We start from the raw sequence: 17,017 nt of genomic DNA, 5'->3' as shown, positions 1-17,017 counted from the left end.
CAAGAGCCCGAATCGCCTACTTATTCCGCCCCAGCAGTACCAGCCAGCCGATCCCGATGACGAAGACGCCGAAGCCGACCGTCACGAAGGCAGGCGTGCCGAGGTCCATGAAGCGCGGCGCGAGCTGCGTCGCGAAGGCGGCGACGATGAGGGCGACGGCGACGCGGGCGGCGGCGCGCTCGATGCCCCGGGTCAGCTTGTCGATCCCCTTCACCTCGATCTCGACGGTGACGCGGCCCTGCTTCAGCCGCACCAGCATGAGGTGGATCAGGGTCGGCAGTTCGGAGGCGGCGCCGAATAGGCCCGCGCCCACCGCCTCGACCTTGCGGGTGATGCCCTTGATCGAGAATTGCGAGGCGAGCTTGCTCTTCACCGTGGGTCCGGCCGCGGTGAAGAGATCGAATTTCGGGTCGAGGTGGCGCATCACGCCGTCCGCCGTGACGAGGCCCTTGAACAGGATCGCGAGGTCGGTGGGCATCGCGAGGTCGTTCTCGCGGGCCATGGTCATGAAGTCGGTGAGGAGGTCCGCGAAGTTGAGCACCGCGCCGGCATGGCGGGTGATGAAGGCCTGGGAGGAGGTCTCGAGCTTGGTCAGATCCGGGTTGCTCGATCCGGTCCAGTCGAGGAGCACCGCCATGAGGCCGTCGGCATCCTCCTTGAGCATGGCGCCGATCAGCATCAGGAGCTGGGTTCGCCGCCGTCCGGACAGGCGCCCGATGATCCCGAAATCGATGAAGCCGATCCTGTTGCCCTCCAGGATCAGCATGTTGCCCGGATGCGGGTCGGCGTGGAACACGCCCTCGATCAGGGTCATGTTGAGGAAGGCGTCGGTGCCCTTCTGGGCGACCGCCACCTTGTCGACACCGGCCGCATCGAGACGGGCGTGGTCGTTGGGCGGGATGCCGTGGATGAACTCCTGTACGAGGACGCGCTCGGAGGTCCATTCCCAATGGATCTTCGGGATGACGATGTCGTCGCGGTCGGAGAAGATCGCCGCGATGGTCTCGCAATTGCGCGCCTCGTTGACGAGGTCGAGCTCGCCGTAGAGTCCCCCCGAGAGGTGGCGCATCTGCTCGTGCGGCTGGTAGCGGGCGAATTCGGGCCATTCGTCGACGACGATGCGAGTCGCGTGGGCGAGGAGCCGCAGGTCCGCCTCGATGATCTTGCGCAGGCCCGGGCGCAGGACCTTGACGATGACCTCCTCGCCGGTCTGCAGCCGCGCCTTGTAGACCTGGGCGATCGAGGCGGCGGCGAGCGGCGTCGTGTCGAACTCGGCGAAGACCTCGTGCGGCGAGGCGCCGAGATCGGCTTCGAGCTGCGGCCGGATCTTCTCCCACGGGATCGGCGAGACCTGGCTGTGGAGCTTCTCGAGTTCCTCGGTCCATTCCGGCGTCAGGAGGTCGGGACGGCTCGCCAGGATCTGGCCGAGCTTGACGAAGGTCGGCCCCAGGGCCTCGATCGCGCGCCGCACTCTCTGCGGCTGCGACAGGCGGGTCACGTCGACCTGCGGGGCCTTGCGCTTGGCGAAGCGTGCGACCGTGGCAAGGCCGAGGCGGTCGACGGCCTTGTTGACGCCGTAGCCGATGAGGACGACGGCAATCTCCCCGAGACGCTGCCGGTCGCGCGCGGCGACGAAGGCGGTTTTCAGCATGTGTGCAAGGGGCTGCCCCGGGTGGCGTGAAGATCGGGAAGATTTTAAGGCCAAGCCTCAGTAGTTTGACTGCGAGGCCGAAATTTGGCGAGCGGAGCCGCTGTGCCCGGCGCGGGGAGTCGCACCTTCGCGCCCAGCGCGCTAGAGCTCACCGCTCCCGCGCGATACCGCGCCGCTTTCAAAAACGGTCCCGATGCCTGGAACGCCCCGTGCCGGAATCATCCCGGTGACACCCTTTCAGCAGAACTGCACCCTGATCTGGTCAGACGAGACCAAGGTCGGCGCCGTAGTCGATCCCGGCGGCGACCTCGACCGGATCGAGGCAGCGATCGCCGACCAGGGCATCAGGATCGAGAAGATCCTGTTGACCCACGGCCATATCGACCATGCCGGCGGGGCCGAAGAGCTGCGCGAGCGGCTCGGCGTGCCGATCGAAGGCCCGCACGAGGCCGACCGCTACCTCCTCGACAGCCTGCCCGAGACTGGAGCCAATTACGGCCTCGAAGGCGCGCGCTCCGTCACACCGGACCGCTGGCTCGTGGATGGCGACGCCGTCGAGGTCGGGGGCCTCGTGTTCGACATCCTTCACGCTCCCGGCCACTCGCCGGGCAGCGTGGTGTTCGTGAGCCGCGACGCGCGCTTCGCCCTCGTCGGCGACGTGGTGTTCAAGGGTTCGGTCGGCCGCACCGATCTTCCCGGCGGCAACCACGACCAACTCATCCGCGCGATCAAGGAGAAGGTCCTGCCTCTCGGCGACGACGTCGCCTTCATCCCCGGTCATGGCCCGACGGGGACGCTCGGCGAGGAGAGGCTGACGAACCCCTTCCTGCAGACATAACCGGATGACCGGCGTCCAGATCTGCGGGAGGGACAAGTTCATGTCGGTATTGCGGTATCTTGATACCGCAATACCGAACCCCCTCAGTTAATTGGATTTTTGCCCGTTTCGTCCGCCGAAATGCACTTGACGCCGGACGCGCCCGCTTTTATTCACCGCCTAACGCCGTCGCGTCCTGAACGCGGCGGCGCATCATTTTGTTGATTCGATCATACGGAACGCCACGGGATGAGCAGCGCGATGAGCACTACTTCGCTGAAACCCGCCGACGTCGACAAGAAGTGGATCGTCGTCGATGCGGAGGGCCTGGTCGTCGGCCGGCTCGCCTCCATCGTCGCCATGCGTTTGCGCGGCAAGCACAAGCCCGCCTACACGCCCCACGTCGATTGCGGCGACAACGTCATCGTCATCAACGCCGAGAAAGTGAAGTTCACCGGCCGCAAGCGTGAGCAGAAGGTGTACTACCACCACACCGGCTATCCGGGCGGCATCAAGGAGCGGACTGCCAAGTACATCTTGGACGGCCGGTTCCCCGAGCGCGTCGTCGAGAAGGCCGTCGAGCGCATGCTGCCGCGCGGCCCGCTCTTCCGCCAGATCATGGGCAACCTCCGGGTCTACAAGGGCACCGAGCATCCCCACACCGCCCAGCAGCCGCAGGCGCTCGACGTCGGCAGCCTCAACCGCAAGAACGTGAGCGCTTGATCATGGCGACCCTCCAGTCCCTCGCCGACCTCAACCGGTCGAACGTCGAATCGCCCGAGAATGCGGCGCCCGTCCATGTGCAGAAGCTCGATGCGCAGGGCCGTGCCTATGCCACGGGCAAGCGCAAGGACGCGGTCGCCCGCGTTTGGATCAAGCCCGGTACCGGCCAGGTCGTCGTCAACGGCCGCACGATCGAAGTCTACTTCGCCCGTCCGGTGCTGCGCATGATCCTGCGCCAGCCGCTGCAGATCGCCAACCGCGTCGACCAGTACGACATCATGGTCAGCGTCCATGGCGGCGGTCTCTCCGGCCAGGCCGGCGCGGTGCGCCACGGTCTGTCGAAGGCCCTGACCTACTACGAGCCCGAGCTTCGGGCGCCGCTCAAGCGCGAGGGCTTCCTCACCCGCGACGCCCGCGTCGTCGAGCGCAAGAAGTACGGCCGCAAGAAGGCCCGCCGCAGCTTCCAGTTCTCGAAGCGCTAAAAGCCATTGGCCTCAGGCCATTCAGATGGGCGGGTCCGCGAGGGCCCGCCCTTTTCGTTTGAAACGTTTCGTGTGCGGGAGATCGCAGAATGGCCAACAGGTTCCGGCGCGTCGTCGCGCCCGTGGTCACGGCGGTGACGTTGAGCCTCGCGCGTTCGGGATCGGACGTGGTGGGGGAGGTCAAGCTCGCCGACGGCAAAACCTTCAGCACGACCGGCGAGCTGCCGATCGCCCAGGCCTTCGGCATCGCCGTCCACATCGCCAATACCGGCGGGCTGGAGATCGTCGTGATGGACCCGCAAGGGGTGTGGAAGCCGAGCTGGGGCGAGCTGGAGGGCTGAAGCCGCCTCAGCGCGCCGTCGCTGTGACGTCGATGTCGACGCCGACCTCCAGGCCGACCCACTGGCCCGTGGCCCATGCACCCTGTCCGACGCCGAACTGGCTCCGCACGAGGTCGAGATGGCCGGTAGCGCGGGCGATGTTCCCGTCGCGCGCCAGCCGGAAGGGCAGGATGACGTCCTTGGCGATTCCGCGGATCGTCAGGGTACCCGACGCCTCATAGGCGTCGTTACCCTTGTGTACGAAGCGCGTCGCCTCGAAGCGGGCCTTCGGGTTCGTCTTGGCGTCGAACCATTCGGCCTGAGGCAGGGCGCTGTCGCGCTGAGCGTCGCCGGTCTGCGCGCTGGCGAGATCGATGAGGATCACGGCGCGGCCAGCCTCGGGCTTATCCGGATCGAAGCTGATCTGCCCTTCGAAGCGGGTGAACCGGCCGCTGAACGGAGCGCCGACCTGCACCCCCGAGAAGCCGATCCGGCTTTTCGATGGAGCGATGGCCCAATCCGCCGCCTCGGCCGTGAATGGCAGGAGGAGGCACGCGGCGAGGCCGAGGCGAGCAAGGATCATCGAACGGCTCCAGGGCGTCGGGCGACGAGGGGAAGCATCCGCCGCAGGGTATCGTCGCGCAGGATGAAGTGGTGGCGCAGAGCCGCGCCGACATGCAGCATGAGCAGCGCGATCAGGATCCAGGCGCCGCCCGCATGGACCACGGCCAGCAGCTTCTCGGCACTGGCCTTGTCGACAAGCGTCGCGATCACCGGCAGGTGCGGCCACGGGATCGTTCCATAGAGCAGGGTCGGGATATTGAAGGGCGAGGCCGAGACCACGGCCCACCCGGTGAGCGGCATGCCGATCAGCAGCCCGTAGAGCAGGATGTGCGCGCCATTGGCCGCCCGGCGCTCGACCTTCGTCATCCCGGGCGGCAGGGCCGGCGGCGGTCGAAGGAGCCGCCAGCCGAGGCACAGAAGGGTGAGCAGCAGCACCGTGATCCCGAGGGATTTGTGCCACTGGTAAAGCTCGAACTTGCGCATCGGAGCGAGTTCGAGCTGCGTCATGGCGAGCCCCATGGCGACGAGCGCCAGGATACCGAGCGCACTCAGCCAGTGCAGGACGATGGCGACGAGGGAATAGCGCCGTGCACTCGGCATCGATCGAGCTCCGCGACTACTCGGTGCGCTCGAAGGCGGCGTCGATCCTGAGCTGAAGGTCGTCGCCGATCGCCGGAATGTAGGTCTTCACGCCGAACTCCGAGCGCTTGACCGTGCCGGTGGCGGAGAAACCGACGGTGTACTTCTTGTTCATCGGGTTGCTGCCGGCTCCGAAGAAGGTCACGTCGAGAGTAACGGGCTTCGTCACGCCGTGGAGGGTAAGGTCCCCGGTGACCTTGGCCTTGTCCCGGCCTTCTGGAGCGACCTTGGTCGAGACGAAGGTCATCTCGGGATACTTGGCGGCATCGAGCCACTGGTCGCCCTTGAGGGAATTGGTGAGGTGGGCGCTGGTGGTCGCGACCGAGGCGACGGGCAGCTTGATGTTCAGCTTGGAGGCACCGGGGTTCTTGGGATCGAGATTGAGTGTTCCCGACACATCGGAGAAGGTGCCGGAATAGTTCGAGAAGCCGAAATGCGAGACCATGAAGGTCACCTGGGTGTGGCCGGGATCGACGGCGTAGCTGCCGCCCTGGACCTGGGCCGGATCACGGGTCGGCGGCGTCTGGGCGAGGGCCGGGGCCGCGAAGACGAGAGCGGCGGCGAGGAGGCCTGGATAGGCGAAACGGGTCACGGGCAATCTCCGACGATGAGCACGAACCGGGCGGGCGCACCGCCGCGATCGCTTGGACGAACATAGCTTGGGCATTGCAGGTAGGACGTTCTCGCCCGAACAAAAGACGGGTATCGGGTGACTCATGGTTGCTCGTTCGGAAACCTTCCACGGCCGTCTCGACGATGTCCGCGCCTTCTGCGCGGTGGTCGATTTCGGCATCGTCACCCGCGCTGCCGAGGCCATGGCGGAAACGAAGGGTAGCATCAGCCGCCGCATCTCGCGGCTCGAGTCAGCCCTGGGGACGACCCTGCTCGCCCGCACCTCACGCGCCGTCTCGCCTACGGCCGAGGGTCTCGTCTTCCATGCGCGGGCGCAGGAGAGCCTCGCGATCCTCGACGAGGCGCTGGAAACGGCGCGCGACGCCCGCCACGTCCCGCGCGGCCAGCTACGGGTGACGACCTCGGTGGATTTCGGAATCGAGGTGATGCCCGACCTCGTCGCGGGCTTCAGGACCCTCTACCCCCAGATCACCCTCGACCTGATCGTCACCGATACCCGGCTCGACCTCGCCGCCAACCGCATCGATCTTGCCCTGCGCCTCGGGCGGGACGCGCCCGATAGCGGATACAGGGCCCCGATCCTCGCCGGCCTCACCATCGGCTTCTACGCGGCGCCCGCTTACCTCGCCCGGCATCCAGCTCCGCATGATGTCGATGGCCTCGCCGATCACGATCTCGTCCTGTCGCGCGAGCACCCGAATGCGCCGCATTCGCGACTGACCGACGGGGAGGGGCGGACCTTCGCTCTCGGGCTGCCCCCCGTCGTCCGGGCCACCGATTTCGCCACCGTTCTGCGGCTCACGCTAGCCGGCATCGGCATCGGCGTGATCCCCAGCCTCGTCGCCGCGCGTTCGGTCCTCGCCGGGGACCTCGTCCCGGTGCTGCCCGACTGGCAGGGCCGGGACGGGACCCTGCGCGCCGTCAGCCTCGCCGGACGGGAATTGCCGGCCCGCGTGCGGCTTTTCCGGGAATTCGTGCGCACCGAACTCGCCGAGCAGCTTGCGGCGCTGAAGACCTGCACGCGCGAGCGAAATCACGTACCCTGACGGCATGAATCAGCCGCTCCTCGACCCACGCCCGACCCTTCAGCAGCCCGACGACGACCCGCATCTCTGGCTCGAGGAGATCGACGGCGCCGAGGCCCTGGCCTGGGTCGAGGCCCGAAATGCCGAGACGGTGGCCCGGGTCTCCGACGCAATCATGGGGAGGGATCGCGACGCGGCTCTCGCGATCCTCGATCGGCCGGACCGTATCCCCATGGTGGCCCGCCGCGGCGGCCTTCTCTACAATCTCTGGCGCGATGCCGAGCATCCCCTCGGCCTGTGGCGGCGCACCGACGAGGCCTCATACCGGGCCGGCACGCCCGAATGGGATATCCTCCTCGACATCGATGCCCTGGCCGCCGCCGAGGGCGAGGAATGGGTCTGGGGCGGCGCGAACGGCCTGCCTGGAAGCCACCTTGTCCTGATCAAGCTCAGCCGCGGCGGCGGCGACGCCGTCGTGATCCGCGAGTTCGACCTGTCGACCCGCCGGTTCGTCGCGGACGGCTTCGTTCTGCCCGAAGCCAAGGGATCAGGCGACTGGCTCGACCGCGACACGGTGATCCTGTCCAGCGCCTTCGGCGAGGGGATGGCGACGCGGGCGGGCTATTCGCGCACCGTGCGCCTGTGGCGGCGCGGCACCGATCCGAGCGAGGCCACGGTGCTGTTCGAGACGGCACCAGAGAATATGGGCCTCTGGGGCGGTGTCGAGCACGATGCGGGCCCCGAGCGCGTCGTCTTCGCCGAGCGGACGGGCTTCTTCGACGGGTTCATCCATCTCGGCGACCGCACCGGACCAAAGCACAGGCTCGACATCCCCTCCGACGCCGAGGTCTCGGTGCAGGGCGACGGCCTCGCGGTTCGGACGCGGTCGGAATGGGAGGTCGGCGGCCTGACCCATGCGGCGGATACGGTGCTGGCAATGTCCTTGTCGGCATTCCTGGCCGGCGACCGGGATTTCGCGGTGCTGTGGGAGCCGTCCGTCCGCCGCGCGTTGCAGAACGTGTTCTGGTCCGGCTCCCGGCTCGTAGTCGACGCCCTCGACGACCTGCGGCCGGGCTACATCGCCTTCGGGCGCGACGGCTCGGGCTGGAAGCCCCGCGACCTGCCCGGCCTGCCGGCGATCGGCAGCGTCTCGGTCTGGCCCCTCGACGCCGAGCCGAGCGAGGCGGACGGCACGCTCCTGGCGCTGACGCAGGACCCGCTGACCCCGCCGACGCTGCTGTCGATCCCACCCGATCTCTCGGCGCCAGCGATCCTGCGCACCACCGCGCCCTCCTTCGATCCCGCAGGTTTGAGGGTCACTCGCCACGAGGCGATCTCGGCGGATGGGACACCCATTCCCTACGTCCAGACCGGGCCGGCTGATGCGAGTGGCGAGGCGCCGGTCCACCTCACCGCCTATGGCGGATTCCAGATCTCCCTGTTGCCGACCTATGACGCGGTTCTGGGCAAGCTCTGGCTGGAGAAGGGCGGCACCGGAGTGGTCGCCAATATCCGGGGCGGCGGCGAGTTCGGCACCCATTGGCACCAGGCCGGAAGGCGCGAGGGCAAGGCGCTCGCCCACGACGACTTCGCCGCGGTTGCGGCCGATCTCGTCGCTCGCGGCGTCACACGTCCGGGGCGGATCGCGGCGCAAGGCGGCTCCAATGGCGGCTTGCTGATTGCCAACATGCTGACCCGCTACCCGGAGCGCTTCGGCGCCCTGTTCTGCACGATCCCGCTCATCGACATGCGCCGCTACGCGAAGCTCCTGGCCGGAGCGAGCTGGATCGCCGAATACGGCGACCCCGATATTGCGGAGGATTGGGATTTCCTTGGGCCGATCTCAGCCTATCACATGGCCGAAGCCGGACGGCCCTATCCGCCGATCCTCATTGCTACGACGCGCCGGGATGACCGGGTTCATCCCGGTCATGCCCGCAAGATGGCAGAGAAGCTCAGGGCGCTCGGCTACGATCCGGCCTTCTACGAGCCGGCCGCGGGCGGCCACGGCTACGGCAAGGACAATGCCGAGAAGGCCGCCTTCCTGGCGCTCGGGATGGCGTTCCTGCGCCGGTCGATCGACTGGGAGCCGGCGGCCTGACAGGCGCCGCCCGGAAAGCTCAGGCCGCGGCCAGAGCCTTTTCCAGCTCGGCCTTCGACATCGACGAGCGACCGGGGATCTTCTTGGTCCTGGCTCGTTTCATCAAATCGGCCTTGGTCGCCGAGCCCTTCCGCGCCGCGGCGGCTTTCTTGGAGATATCAGCCGGCTGCTTCGAGAACTGGCGGCCCTTGGCGCTGTCGGCCCGCTTGGCCTTGGTCGAGCGGGCGTATTCCTCGTCCGAGAGGGATTCGCGTGCCTTCTTCGGCAAGTAGCGCTCGCCGGTCTTGCCGCTTTCCTTGCCCGACTTCGTATCCCACTCCTCGTCGGTCCAGCGGGCGAGGCTGTTGTCCTTCGACTTCTTGCCCTCGTAGCCGCCGCCGGCATCCTTGTAGGCCTTCGTGGCGGCTTGCGCCTTGCGGGCCGACCACTGCCCCGGCTTGCCGCCCTTCGACGAGGCGGTGACCTCGGCCTTCACCTTGTCCCAGAGCTTCGGGTCGGATTTCTCGGCGCTCTGCGTCATCGGCTCGAACCTTCTCATGACATTCGAGCGATAACGGGCACTCGGCGGGAGCTGTTCCTGTCATCAGAATGCGCAACGCCGCGCCTAATCGTTGACTCGACAGGTTAGCCCCGCCACTTGGCGGGACGCGGCAGCCAAGCAGCACAGATCACAGGCGCCGCACATCACGGGATACGAGGCGATGAGCGAGACCCTTACCGGCCAACCCACGGTCTTCATCGACGGCGAGGCCGGCACTACGGGACTCGGCATCCGCGAGCGCCTGGAGCGCGAGGGACGCGTCACGCTCAGGAGCATTCCGCACGAGCAGCGCAAGGATGTCGCGGCCAAGCGCACCCTGATGGAGAGCGTGGATCTCGTCGTCCTGTGCCTGCCCGACGACGCCGCCCGCGAAACCGTGGCATTGGCCGACGCGATGCCAGGGGGCGGGCCGCGCATCCTCGACGCCAGCACCGCCCACCGGGTCGATCCCGACTGGGTCTACGGCTTCGCCGAGCTCCATGGAGGCCAAGCCGACGCGATCCGCGGCTCGCGGCGAGTCGCCAATCCCGGCTGCTATCCCACCGGCGCCATCGGGTTGATCCGTCCCCTGGTGGAGGCCGGGCTGATCCCATCCGACTATGCGCTCAGCATCAACGCGGTGAGCGGCTATAGCGGCGGCGGCAAGACCATGATCGAGAGCTACGAGACAGGCAGCGGCGAGCCGTTCCTACTCTACGGCCTCGGCCTCGATCACAAGCACCTGCCCGAGACGCAGGCCTACAGCCTGCTCACCCGCAGGCCGATCTTCATCCCCTCGGTCGGGAATTTCCGCCAGGGCATGCTGGTGAGCGTGCCGCTCCACCTCGACACCCTCCCGGCCCGCCCGAAGGTCGCCGACCTCGAGGCAGCCTTGAGCGCCTACTACGCGGGCAGCCATCTCGTCGCGGTCGTTCCCACGGCCGGCTCCACCCGCATCGAACCGGAAGCGCTCAACGACACAGACCGGCTCGAATTGCGCATCTTCGGCTCGGAGAGCGCCCGCCAGGCCCTCCTCGTCGCCCGCCTCGACAACCTCGGCAAGGGCGCCTCCGGCGCGGCGGTTCAGAATATCGGATTGATGCTCGGACTGGATTGAAAGCCCCAAGACATCGGATGAGAAGGCGGCGGCTATGACAGCCGCCGCGGGTGGTCTTCCGCTTGCGATCTATTGACGCCATACGACTTACAAAGGCAAAGCTTCCCGATCATTCGGGAGTTAGAAAACATGTCCGAGACCCGCCCGCCAACTCCGCCCTTTACTGCGGAGACTGCTGCCAAGAAGGCGCGTGGGGCGGAGGATGCTTGGAACACCCGGGATCCGCAAAGAGTCTCGCTCGCCTACACCCCCGATTCGTGGTGGCGGAATCGATCGGAGTTCCTGATTGGCCGCGAGGCTATCGTGATGTTCCTCACCCGCAAGTGGGAGCGCGAGCGCCAGTACCGCCTCATCAAGGAAGTCTGGGCCTTCCACGAGAACCGGATCGCCGCGCGCTTCGCCTATGAATGGCACGACGACGACGGCCAGTGGTTCCGCTCGCACGGTAACGAGCAATGGGAGTTCACCGAAACTGGTCTGATGCGTCGGCGTGAAGCGAGCATCAACGACGTCGCGATCCAGGAATCGCAGCGCAAGTTCCACTGGGAACAGGGTCCACGGCCTGCGGACCATCCTGGTTTATCGGATCTCGGGCTTTAGAATTCAGCTTGGTTTCTGCCCAGGCGTTTCAAAAATGCGATAGTCACTCAAAGTGGCTCCAAGGAGGCCCGTCACTGGCGTTCTTATTGTCCCTATCAGACGGGAACTGCTCACGCCGGGCAGGCAAAGATGTTGTTCAGCCAACCAACTCGACTGGCGTCGCACATTGAAGGGCTCCGCCACCGGTTTTCGGTCACTATCACACACATATGGATCGAACTCGGTCGTGCGGCACCGGCGCACTCCCCGAGGTTGTAGCGAGGCATTCAACTCGGTCTTGCCAAGTGATCGATGCGCGTCGACGTCTGACACGCGTCTTGTCGCGAGATCCGAACTTCACTTCGCGAGACAGTAGAGCTGCCGATCTCATCGGTCGGCGCAAAGGCTCCGCCTGTCAACCATTGTGTCCTTTACACGCGAAATCGGCTTTTGGGTCACGGCAACCTGAGAGCGATCAGCCCGCGCCGTGCAGGCTGAGCGCGAAAAAATGCTGCTTTGTCGAGAAATAATCGCCAATTTCGCGTAAGGTTCTGGGTTAGATCTTGCTAATATCGCTCACTGAGCTTAATCTTCCGAACATTGAATCTGCAACGTGGTAATGGACTAATCCTTATGACCGATTTCGATAGCGACGAGAGCCGCCTGATTACGCTGACGGCCGATATCGTCTCCGCTTATGTCAGCAACAACCATGTTCAAAGCGGCGAGCTCCCTAAGCTGCTTAGCGATGTCTACGAATCCGTACGCAACATGAGCGGCAAGGGCGCACCTGCCGTCGAAGCTGGGCCTCCGAAGGCGACGCCGCAGGAAATTCGCCGTTCGATCTCGAACGAGTATCTGATCAGCTTCGAAGACGGAAAGCAGTACAAGACCTTGCGCCGCCACCTGACTCTGCGTGGGCTTAGCCCGGAGCAGTACCGCACGAAGTGGGGCCTTCCGCCCGATTACCCGATGACGTCGGCCGCTTATTCGGAGCAGCGTTCCGAGCTTGCACGCGCCCTCGGTCTCGGCCAGCAGCGTCGCAAGAGTAGCCCCAAACTGGTTGCCGCCGAGCCTGCAGCGAGCGTGTCCGAGGCGCCCGCTCAAAAAGTACCTGAGAAAAAGCGCCGTGCTTCGAGCAAGAAGGAAGCGGCTTAAGCCTCTTGAAGGCCGCGAGGGCGGCCCGTCGGCCGAAACGTCGCTTCAGCGATAGACCTAATCGCATCTACGCCGCTGGTGCGCCCGCTCGACAGCCGTCGGGCGGGCGCTTGCATTTGGTGCGTCAAACCCATCGGACAGCTACGAGCTATTGGCCATGAGGGGGAACTTCTTCGGCTGGGTTGCAACGCAATATGGCGAGGGCGCCTGATCGGTGCGGCCACTAGACGGGCTCGCATACCGTCCGGTCCGCTTGTCGTCCTCGCGGCGGTGTCCTTCGCGATCGGAACCACCAGCTTTCGTGAACATGAGGCTTCTTCCGAGGTCGCCGACAGCCTTGGCGCAGGATTTCCGAAAGGAAAGCTTCTCGTATCCAGCTATGCACCCGGCGTCGGCGTGGATACGCCGATCGTCGCCATCGCCAACGCACGACTCCGGCAAGAGGTAGAACTTCTCGCGCCGATGGCGGTTCTCGCTGTTGGGAATCCCGTCTGCACGCTGGCGCCAGACGACCCCCTGATGATGCTCGCACGGGTCGTCATCGCCTTTGCCCATGGCGCGTTCCTCGGTCTCGGCGGAGTGGTAGCGCGCTCGCTGGGACCCCATCACCAGCGGACCCGGTCCGGCGCGCTCACGTTCGCCGGCCTGACGCTCGCCAACGTGCTCGGCGTGCCCTTCGGGACGGCACCCGGCCAGGCGCACGGATGGCGCGTCGCCTTCCTCGCCGTGCTCGGCATCGGCCTTGCTGCTGCGGCCCGCGCCTGACGAGGTGGCCAGGGCGCTTCTCATATTCGGGATCTGGCTACCGCGCGGGCAACCTCGCACGCGGGCGCCTCGCCGGCCGACGGATGGCCACGACGATCATCGAAGGGCTCCTCGGCCACGTAGCCGATTGTGCTGTTCGCGAGCCGAGTTGACCTGCCTGCGGTTTCGACACTGCCGCTCTGGGGACCTGTCGTCTTCCCCCTGGTTCTGCCGTCGCAGATCTGGGCGGTGGAAGCGGACAGCGTTGCGCGAAATCTCGTCTCGCCCCCGATCGGGGAGTTCAATCTCGGCAATGCCACCGGAGCTGCCCTCGGCAGCGCGGCCCTCACGCTCGGCCTTGGCCAAGAAACTATGAGTTGGTCGGCCCCGTCTGGCGGCCCTGCACTCGGTCTCACAGTATCCGGGTAGGCATGCGCAGCGACAGGCACAACGCCGACCGTCATCCACAAAACCGACGCGATGCGAGCGCGATCGATGCCGCCGAAGGGTCGTAATTGGAGCGGGTACCGGGAATCGAACCCGGGTATTCAGCTTGGAAGGCTGCTGCTCTACCATTGAGCTACACCCGCGCTGCCGGCCGGATAGCACGCTCCAGCCGGCTTGAGAAGGCGATGCGAACGCCCCCCTCACCAGGTCGTCGGTTTCGGGTTGCGGATGTCGAACCCCTTCTGGTGCCAATAGGGATAGATCGGCACCTCCTGGCTCGCCGCATCGAGGCGGCCGATCTGGTCCTCGTTGAGAGACCAGCCGACGGCGCCGAGATTCTGCTTAAGCTGCTCCTCGTTGCGGGCACCGATCACGATGTTGACCACGGTCGGCCGGCTGAGGAGCCAGTTAAGCGCCACCTGCGGCACGGTCTTGCCCGTTTCCGCCGCTACCGCGTCGAGGGCGTCGACGACGCCGTACAGGTACTCGTCCGACACGATCGGACCGCCCTCAGCGCCGCCGGCGGCTATACGTCCGCCCTGAGGTCCCTGGCCGCGCCGGATCTTGCCCGTGAGCCGTCCCCAGCCGAGGGGGCTCCAGACCATGAGGCCGACGCCCTGGTCGATCCCGAGCGGCATCAGCTCCCATTCGTAGTGCCGGCCGATCAGCGAGTAATAGCCCTGGTAGGCGACATAGCGGGCGAGCCCGTAGCGCTCCGAGGTCGCAAGTGCCTTCATCAGGTGCCAGCCCGAGAAGTTAGAGGCGCCGATGTAACCGATCTTGCCGGCGGTCACGAGGTCGTCGAGGGCCCGCAGGGTTTCGTCGACGGGGGTCAGCGCGTCGAAGCCATGCATGAAATAGACGTCGATATGGTCCGTGCCGAGGCGCTTGAGGCTCGCTTCGCAGGCGCGCACGAGGTGGTAGCGTGAGGAACCCATGTCGTTCGGCCCCTCGCCGAACGGGAAGGTCGCCTTCGTCGAGATCAATGCCCGGTTCCGCTTGCCCTTGAGGGCTTGGCCCAGGATCTCCTCCGAGGCACCCTGCGAGTAGATGTCGGCGGTGTCGAACAAATTGGCGCCCGTATCGAGGCACAGGTCGACGAGGCGCGTGGCCCCGGCGACATCCGTCTGGCCCCAGCGCTGGAAGAACTCGTCCGTCCCGCCGAACGTCCCCGTGCCGAAGCTGAGAACCGGTACCTTCAGGCCGGATCGTCCGAATTGCCGATATTCCATGTGATCCTCGCGGGTTGCGGCGGCCCGTCACTCCGCCGACTACGAGGATCGAAATGGGATGGGGTCCCCCAGGGGGCAACGCTCGCTCGCGCCTGATCTGCGCGCGCTATCGGCATGTCAGACGAAGATCGAGTGGCTGAGGCCGGCCGTCCGCTCAGCGCCGGAAGCGCCTGCAATCGGGCGAGACGAAGTTCTGATAACGTGTTTGGTGGGGGAAGTAGGACTCGAACCTACGAAGCTTACGCAGCGGATTTACAGTCCGCCCCCTTTGCCGCTCGGGACATTCCCCCAAACCGCGTCCCATCGGGCCGCGGCGGTCCTTATGGTGAGGCCTCTGCCGGGTGTCAACCGAATCACGGGTCTTGGCCGCCCGCGATATCAGCAAGATCGCAGATCCGGAGCTGGGCCCGCTCGGCGCCGCGCCAATTATCGCAGGAGAGGGTCCCGGCCACATGGAATTCCTGCCCGATTCCGGAGAGGAGGGCGGTTCCCAGCGGCGACTGCGCGGCACGGAAGCAGATTGCCCCGATCGCCTGTCCGTCGCGGCTGCGGAGCCTGGCGCGGACATGGCCGCTGCCGACGATTCCGGCATCGACGATGCGGTGGCGTGGAAGGGCGAAGACCGGCTCCGGCGCGCCCTGCCCGAAAGGGCCGGCCCTGTGGATGAGCCTGACCATCTCGGCGCTGGCGCCGCCCGCGCTGACGCTGCCATCGAGGAGGAGCGCATCGACGGCGCGGGCTTGCGCCACCGCGCCGTCGAGCCTTTTCGCCAGAGCGTCGCGGAAGGCTGCGACCTCTGTTCCCGCCAGGGTCACTCCGGCAGCCATGGCATGGCCGCCGCCCTTGACCGCGAGGCCGGCCTCCACGGCCTCGCGCACGGCTGCCCCGAGGTCGGCGCCCGGAATGGAGCGCCCGGAGCCGACGGCGCTACCGTCTGGCTTGAAGGCGAAGGCGAAGGCAGGCCGGCCAAAGCGCTCCTTGAGACGCGCCGCGATGAGGCCGACGATGCCGGGATGCCACTCCGCTGAGCCGGTGACGAGAACGGGCTGATCGGGATCGAGGGTCAGGGCCCGGTCCATCTCGGCCTCTGCCTCGGCAACGGCCTCGGCCTCGATCGCCTGGCGCTCGCGGTTGAGCCGGTCGAGCTCGGCCGCGATGCGGACCGCTTCTGCGGGATCGTCGGTGCCGAGCAGCCGAGCGCCGAGGGCGGCGTCGCCGATACGGCCGCCTGCATTGATGCGTGGACCCAGGAGATAGCCGAGATGCCATGCTTGCGGCGGCTCGCTCAGGGCAGCGGCATCGAGGAGGGCCGCGAGGCCCGGACGGCCCCGGGCTCGCATCACGGTGAGCCCCTGGACCACGAAAGCACGGTTCAGGCCGTGTAGCGGCACCACGTCTGCGATCGTCGCCAGGGCCACGAGGTCGAGCCCGTCCTGGAGATTCGGCAACCTCTCGGAGGGCATGCCGCTCGCACGTAGGCACCGGTTCAGGGCGACGAGCGTCAGGAACACCACGCCGGCGGCGCAGAGATGACCGAGGCCGGAGAGGTCGTCGAGGCGGTTAGGATTCACGACCGCCTTTGCCAGCGGCAGGTGCTCGGGGGCGCCGTGATGGTCGAGGACGATGACGTCGAGGCCGAGCGTTGCCGCGGCCGCCAGCGGCTCGTGGCCGGCCGTGCCGCAATCCACGGTGACGAGCAGGGTCGCCCCGCCCCTCGCCAGCTCGGTGATGGCGGCGACGTTCGGACCGTAGCCCTCGGTGATCCGATCGGGGATGTGGATGCGGGTTGGGCAGCCGAAGGCGCCGAGATACCCGGCCAGAAGGCTGGCGCTGGCGGCACCGTCCACGTCGTAATCGCCGAAGACCGCGACGCTCTCGGCCTCGCGGCAAGCCCTGGCAAGACGGTCGGCCGCCGCCTCCATGTCCACGAGGCAGTACGGATCGGGCAGGAGGTCGCGCAGGCGCGGTTCGAGGAAGGCTTGCGCCTCCGCCGGGCGGACGCCGCGGCCGGCCAGCACGCGGGCGAGGAGGTCCGGCAGGCCGTGCGCCTGGGTCATGGTGGCGGCGTAAGCCTGTACGGCTGAATCAGCACAGCGATCGCGCCAGGGGCGGCCGAGAAGCGAGGCCTCGACGCCGAGGAACGCACGGGGTCGAGCGATGATAGATGCGGATGACACCGGGTGGTTCTAGCCGGTCAAGGCCTTCGGGCGCCACCGTCCCGTTCGCCGGCGAAGCCGTCGTCACGAAAAAGGGGCCGGCGAAGAA

General features: G+C 66.7%; 17 protein-coding genes and 2 tRNA genes. 10 read left to right on the top strand and 9 right to left on the bottom strand.

What is annotated here, in order from left to right; translation table 11 throughout:
• Positions 1–16 precede the first annotated feature (16 nt).
• A complete protein-coding gene (locus K2Y56_RS09290) occupies positions 17–1,651 on the bottom strand; it encodes an AarF/UbiB family protein (RefSeq protein ID WP_292507090.1) in 1,635 nt (544 codons plus the stop codon).
• 193 nt (positions 1,652–1,844) lie between these two features.
• Here K2Y56_RS09290 and K2Y56_RS09285 point away from each other — a divergent pair, with 193 nt between their 5' ends.
• From K2Y56_RS09285 to K2Y56_RS09270, 4 genes are all read left to right on the top strand, one after another.
• Positions 1,845–2,489 carry an MBL fold metallo-hydrolase gene (locus tag K2Y56_RS09285; protein ID WP_292507089.1) on the top strand — a complete coding sequence of 215 codons (645 nt, stop codon included), beginning with the start codon at positions 1,845–1,847 and terminating at the stop codon, positions 2,487–2,489.
• Positions 2,490–2,729: 240 nt separating this feature from the next.
• Positions 2,730–3,191, top strand: coding sequence for a 50S ribosomal protein L13 (gene rplM / locus K2Y56_RS09280; protein ID WP_292507088.1), 462 nt, complete (start codon positions 2,730–2,732; stop codon positions 3,189–3,191).
• Positions 3,192–3,193: 2 nt separating this feature from the next.
• Entirely contained in the window at positions 3,194–3,673 is a 480-nt protein-coding gene (gene rpsI, locus K2Y56_RS09275) for a 30S ribosomal protein S9 (RefSeq protein ID WP_292507087.1), read from the top strand.
• A gap of 89 nt (positions 3,674–3,762) precedes the next feature.
• The gene (locus K2Y56_RS09270; RefSeq protein ID WP_292507086.1) at positions 3,763–4,014 is read left to right on the top strand and encodes a hypothetical protein; all 252 of its coding nucleotides are present in this window, start codon (positions 3,763–3,765) and stop codon (positions 4,012–4,014) included.
• 7 nt (positions 4,015–4,021) lie between these two features.
• Here K2Y56_RS09270 and K2Y56_RS09265 read toward each other — a convergent pair whose 3' ends face one another.
• The 3 genes from K2Y56_RS09265 to K2Y56_RS09255 are packed head-to-tail and all read right to left on the bottom strand — an operon-like array spanning position 4,022 to position 5,788.
• Positions 4,022–4,576 carry a YceI family protein gene (locus K2Y56_RS09265; RefSeq protein ID WP_292507085.1) on the bottom strand — a complete coding sequence of 185 codons (555 nt, stop codon included), beginning with the start codon at positions 4,574–4,576 and terminating at the stop codon, positions 4,022–4,024.
• Positions 4,573–5,157: a cytochrome b gene (locus K2Y56_RS09260; protein WP_292507084.1), complete on the bottom strand. Its 585-nt coding sequence runs from the start codon at positions 5,155–5,157 to the stop codon at positions 4,573–4,575. Before K2Y56_RS09260 ends, K2Y56_RS09265 begins: the two co-directional genes overlap by 4 nt.
• Before the next feature lie 16 nt (positions 5,158–5,173).
• Complete coding sequence (locus K2Y56_RS09255) at positions 5,174–5,788, bottom strand: YceI family protein (protein WP_292507083.1); 615 nt, start codon at positions 5,786–5,788, stop codon at positions 5,174–5,176.
• Positions 5,789–5,912: 124 nt separating this feature from the next.
• On the opposite strand from K2Y56_RS09255, the gene K2Y56_RS09250 reads away from it, so the two are divergent.
• Complete coding sequence (locus K2Y56_RS09250) at positions 5,913–6,875, top strand: LysR family transcriptional regulator (RefSeq protein ID WP_292507082.1); 963 nt, start codon at positions 5,913–5,915, stop codon at positions 6,873–6,875.
• A 4-nt stretch (positions 6,876–6,879) separates the two neighbouring features.
• Positions 6,880–8,955 carry a prolyl oligopeptidase family serine peptidase gene (locus K2Y56_RS09245; protein WP_292507081.1) on the top strand — a complete coding sequence of 692 codons (2,076 nt, stop codon included), beginning with the start codon at positions 6,880–6,882 and terminating at the stop codon, positions 8,953–8,955.
• Between the two features lie 19 nt (positions 8,956–8,974).
• On the opposite strand, the gene K2Y56_RS09240 is transcribed toward K2Y56_RS09245, so the two are convergent.
• Complete coding sequence (locus tag K2Y56_RS09240) at positions 8,975–9,475, bottom strand: DUF5872 domain-containing protein (protein ID WP_292507080.1); 501 nt, start codon at positions 9,473–9,475, stop codon at positions 8,975–8,977.
• 181 nt (positions 9,476–9,656) lie between these two features.
• Here K2Y56_RS09240 and argC point away from each other — a divergent pair, with 181 nt between their 5' ends.
• From argC to K2Y56_RS09220, 4 genes are all read left to right on the top strand, one after another.
• On the top strand, positions 9,657–10,592 hold the full coding sequence (argC, locus tag K2Y56_RS09235) for an N-acetyl-gamma-glutamyl-phosphate reductase (protein ID WP_292507079.1): 936 nt from the start codon (positions 9,657–9,659) through the stop codon (positions 10,590–10,592).
• 129 nt (positions 10,593–10,721) lie between these two features.
• Positions 10,722–11,192: a nuclear transport factor 2 family protein gene (locus K2Y56_RS09230; protein WP_292507078.1), complete on the top strand. Its 471-nt coding sequence runs from the start codon at positions 10,722–10,724 to the stop codon at positions 11,190–11,192.
• Between the two features lie 612 nt (positions 11,193–11,804).
• On the top strand, positions 11,805–12,329 hold the full coding sequence (locus tag K2Y56_RS09225; protein ID WP_292507077.1) for a MucR family transcriptional regulator: 525 nt from the start codon (positions 11,805–11,807) through the stop codon (positions 12,327–12,329).
• Between the two features lie 78 nt (positions 12,330–12,407).
• Positions 12,408–13,094: an MFS transporter gene (locus K2Y56_RS09220; RefSeq protein ID WP_366848529.1), complete on the top strand. Its 687-nt coding sequence runs from the start codon at positions 12,408–12,410 to the stop codon at positions 13,092–13,094.
• A 495-nt stretch (positions 13,095–13,589) separates the two neighbouring features.
• On the opposite strand, the gene K2Y56_RS09215 is transcribed toward K2Y56_RS09220, so the two are convergent.
• From K2Y56_RS09215 to recJ, 4 genes are all read right to left on the bottom strand, one after another.
• Positions 13,590–13,663, bottom strand: a tRNA-Gly gene (locus tag K2Y56_RS09215).
• 57 nt (positions 13,664–13,720) lie between these two features.
• Positions 13,721–14,752 (bottom strand): aldo/keto reductase, encoded by a 1,032-nt coding sequence (locus K2Y56_RS09210; RefSeq protein WP_292507075.1) that lies wholly within the window; start codon positions 14,750–14,752, stop codon positions 13,721–13,723.
• A 206-nt stretch (positions 14,753–14,958) separates the two neighbouring features.
• Positions 14,959–15,042 (bottom strand) — tRNA-Tyr (locus tag K2Y56_RS09205).
• A 63-nt stretch (positions 15,043–15,105) separates the two neighbouring features.
• Complete coding sequence (gene recJ, locus K2Y56_RS09200) at positions 15,106–16,929, bottom strand: single-stranded-DNA-specific exonuclease RecJ (RefSeq protein WP_292507074.1); 1,824 nt, start codon at positions 16,927–16,929, stop codon at positions 15,106–15,108.
• Positions 16,930–17,017 lie beyond the last annotated feature (88 nt).

This window comes from Methylobacterium sp. (genome assembly GCF_019745455.1).
In the GTDB taxonomy this organism is placed as follows: domain Bacteria; phylum Pseudomonadota; class Alphaproteobacteria; order Rhizobiales; family Beijerinckiaceae; genus Methylobacterium.
This window is presented reverse-complemented; position numbering and strand designations above follow the sequence as displayed.

What these genes read in the sequence shown, in the direction of transcription:
- K2Y56_RS09265 (WP_292507085.1), bottom strand. Translation starts at nt 4,576, where the DNA reads ATGATCCTTGCTCGCCTCGGCCTCGCCGCGTGCCTCCTCCTGCCATTC.
- K2Y56_RS09210 (WP_292507075.1), bottom strand. Translation starts at nt 14,752, where the DNA reads ATGGAATATCGGCAATTCGGACGATCCGGCCTGAAGGTACCGGTTCTC.
- K2Y56_RS09270 (WP_292507086.1), top strand. Translation starts at nt 3,763, where the DNA reads ATGGCCAACAGGTTCCGGCGCGTCGTCGCGCCCGTGGTCACGGCGGTG.
- K2Y56_RS09240 (WP_292507080.1), bottom strand. Translation starts at nt 9,475, where the DNA reads ATGACGCAGAGCGCCGAGAAATCCGACCCGAAGCTCTGGGACAAGGTG.
- rpsI (WP_292507087.1), top strand. Translation starts at nt 3,194, where the DNA reads ATGGCGACCCTCCAGTCCCTCGCCGACCTCAACCGGTCGAACGTCGAA.
- K2Y56_RS09230 (WP_292507078.1), top strand. Translation starts at nt 10,722, where the DNA reads ATGTCCGAGACCCGCCCGCCAACTCCGCCCTTTACTGCGGAGACTGCT.
- K2Y56_RS09260 (WP_292507084.1), bottom strand. Translation starts at nt 5,157, where the DNA reads ATGCCGAGTGCACGGCGCTATTCCCTCGTCGCCATCGTCCTGCACTGG.
- K2Y56_RS09245 (WP_292507081.1), top strand. Translation starts at nt 6,880, where the DNA reads ATGAATCAGCCGCTCCTCGACCCACGCCCGACCCTTCAGCAGCCCGAC.
- K2Y56_RS09225 (WP_292507077.1), top strand. Translation starts at nt 11,805, where the DNA reads ATGACCGATTTCGATAGCGACGAGAGCCGCCTGATTACGCTGACGGCC.
- K2Y56_RS09285 (WP_292507089.1), top strand. Translation starts at nt 1,845, where the DNA reads ATGCCTGGAACGCCCCGTGCCGGAATCATCCCGGTGACACCCTTTCAG.
- rplM (WP_292507088.1), top strand. Translation starts at nt 2,730, where the DNA reads ATGAGCACTACTTCGCTGAAACCCGCCGACGTCGACAAGAAGTGGATC.
- K2Y56_RS09290 (WP_292507090.1), bottom strand. Translation starts at nt 1,651, where the DNA reads ATGCTGAAAACCGCCTTCGTCGCCGCGCGCGACCGGCAGCGTCTCGGG.
- K2Y56_RS09250 (WP_292507082.1), top strand. Translation starts at nt 5,913, where the DNA reads ATGGTTGCTCGTTCGGAAACCTTCCACGGCCGTCTCGACGATGTCCGC.
- argC (WP_292507079.1), top strand. Translation starts at nt 9,657, where the DNA reads ATGAGCGAGACCCTTACCGGCCAACCCACGGTCTTCATCGACGGCGAG.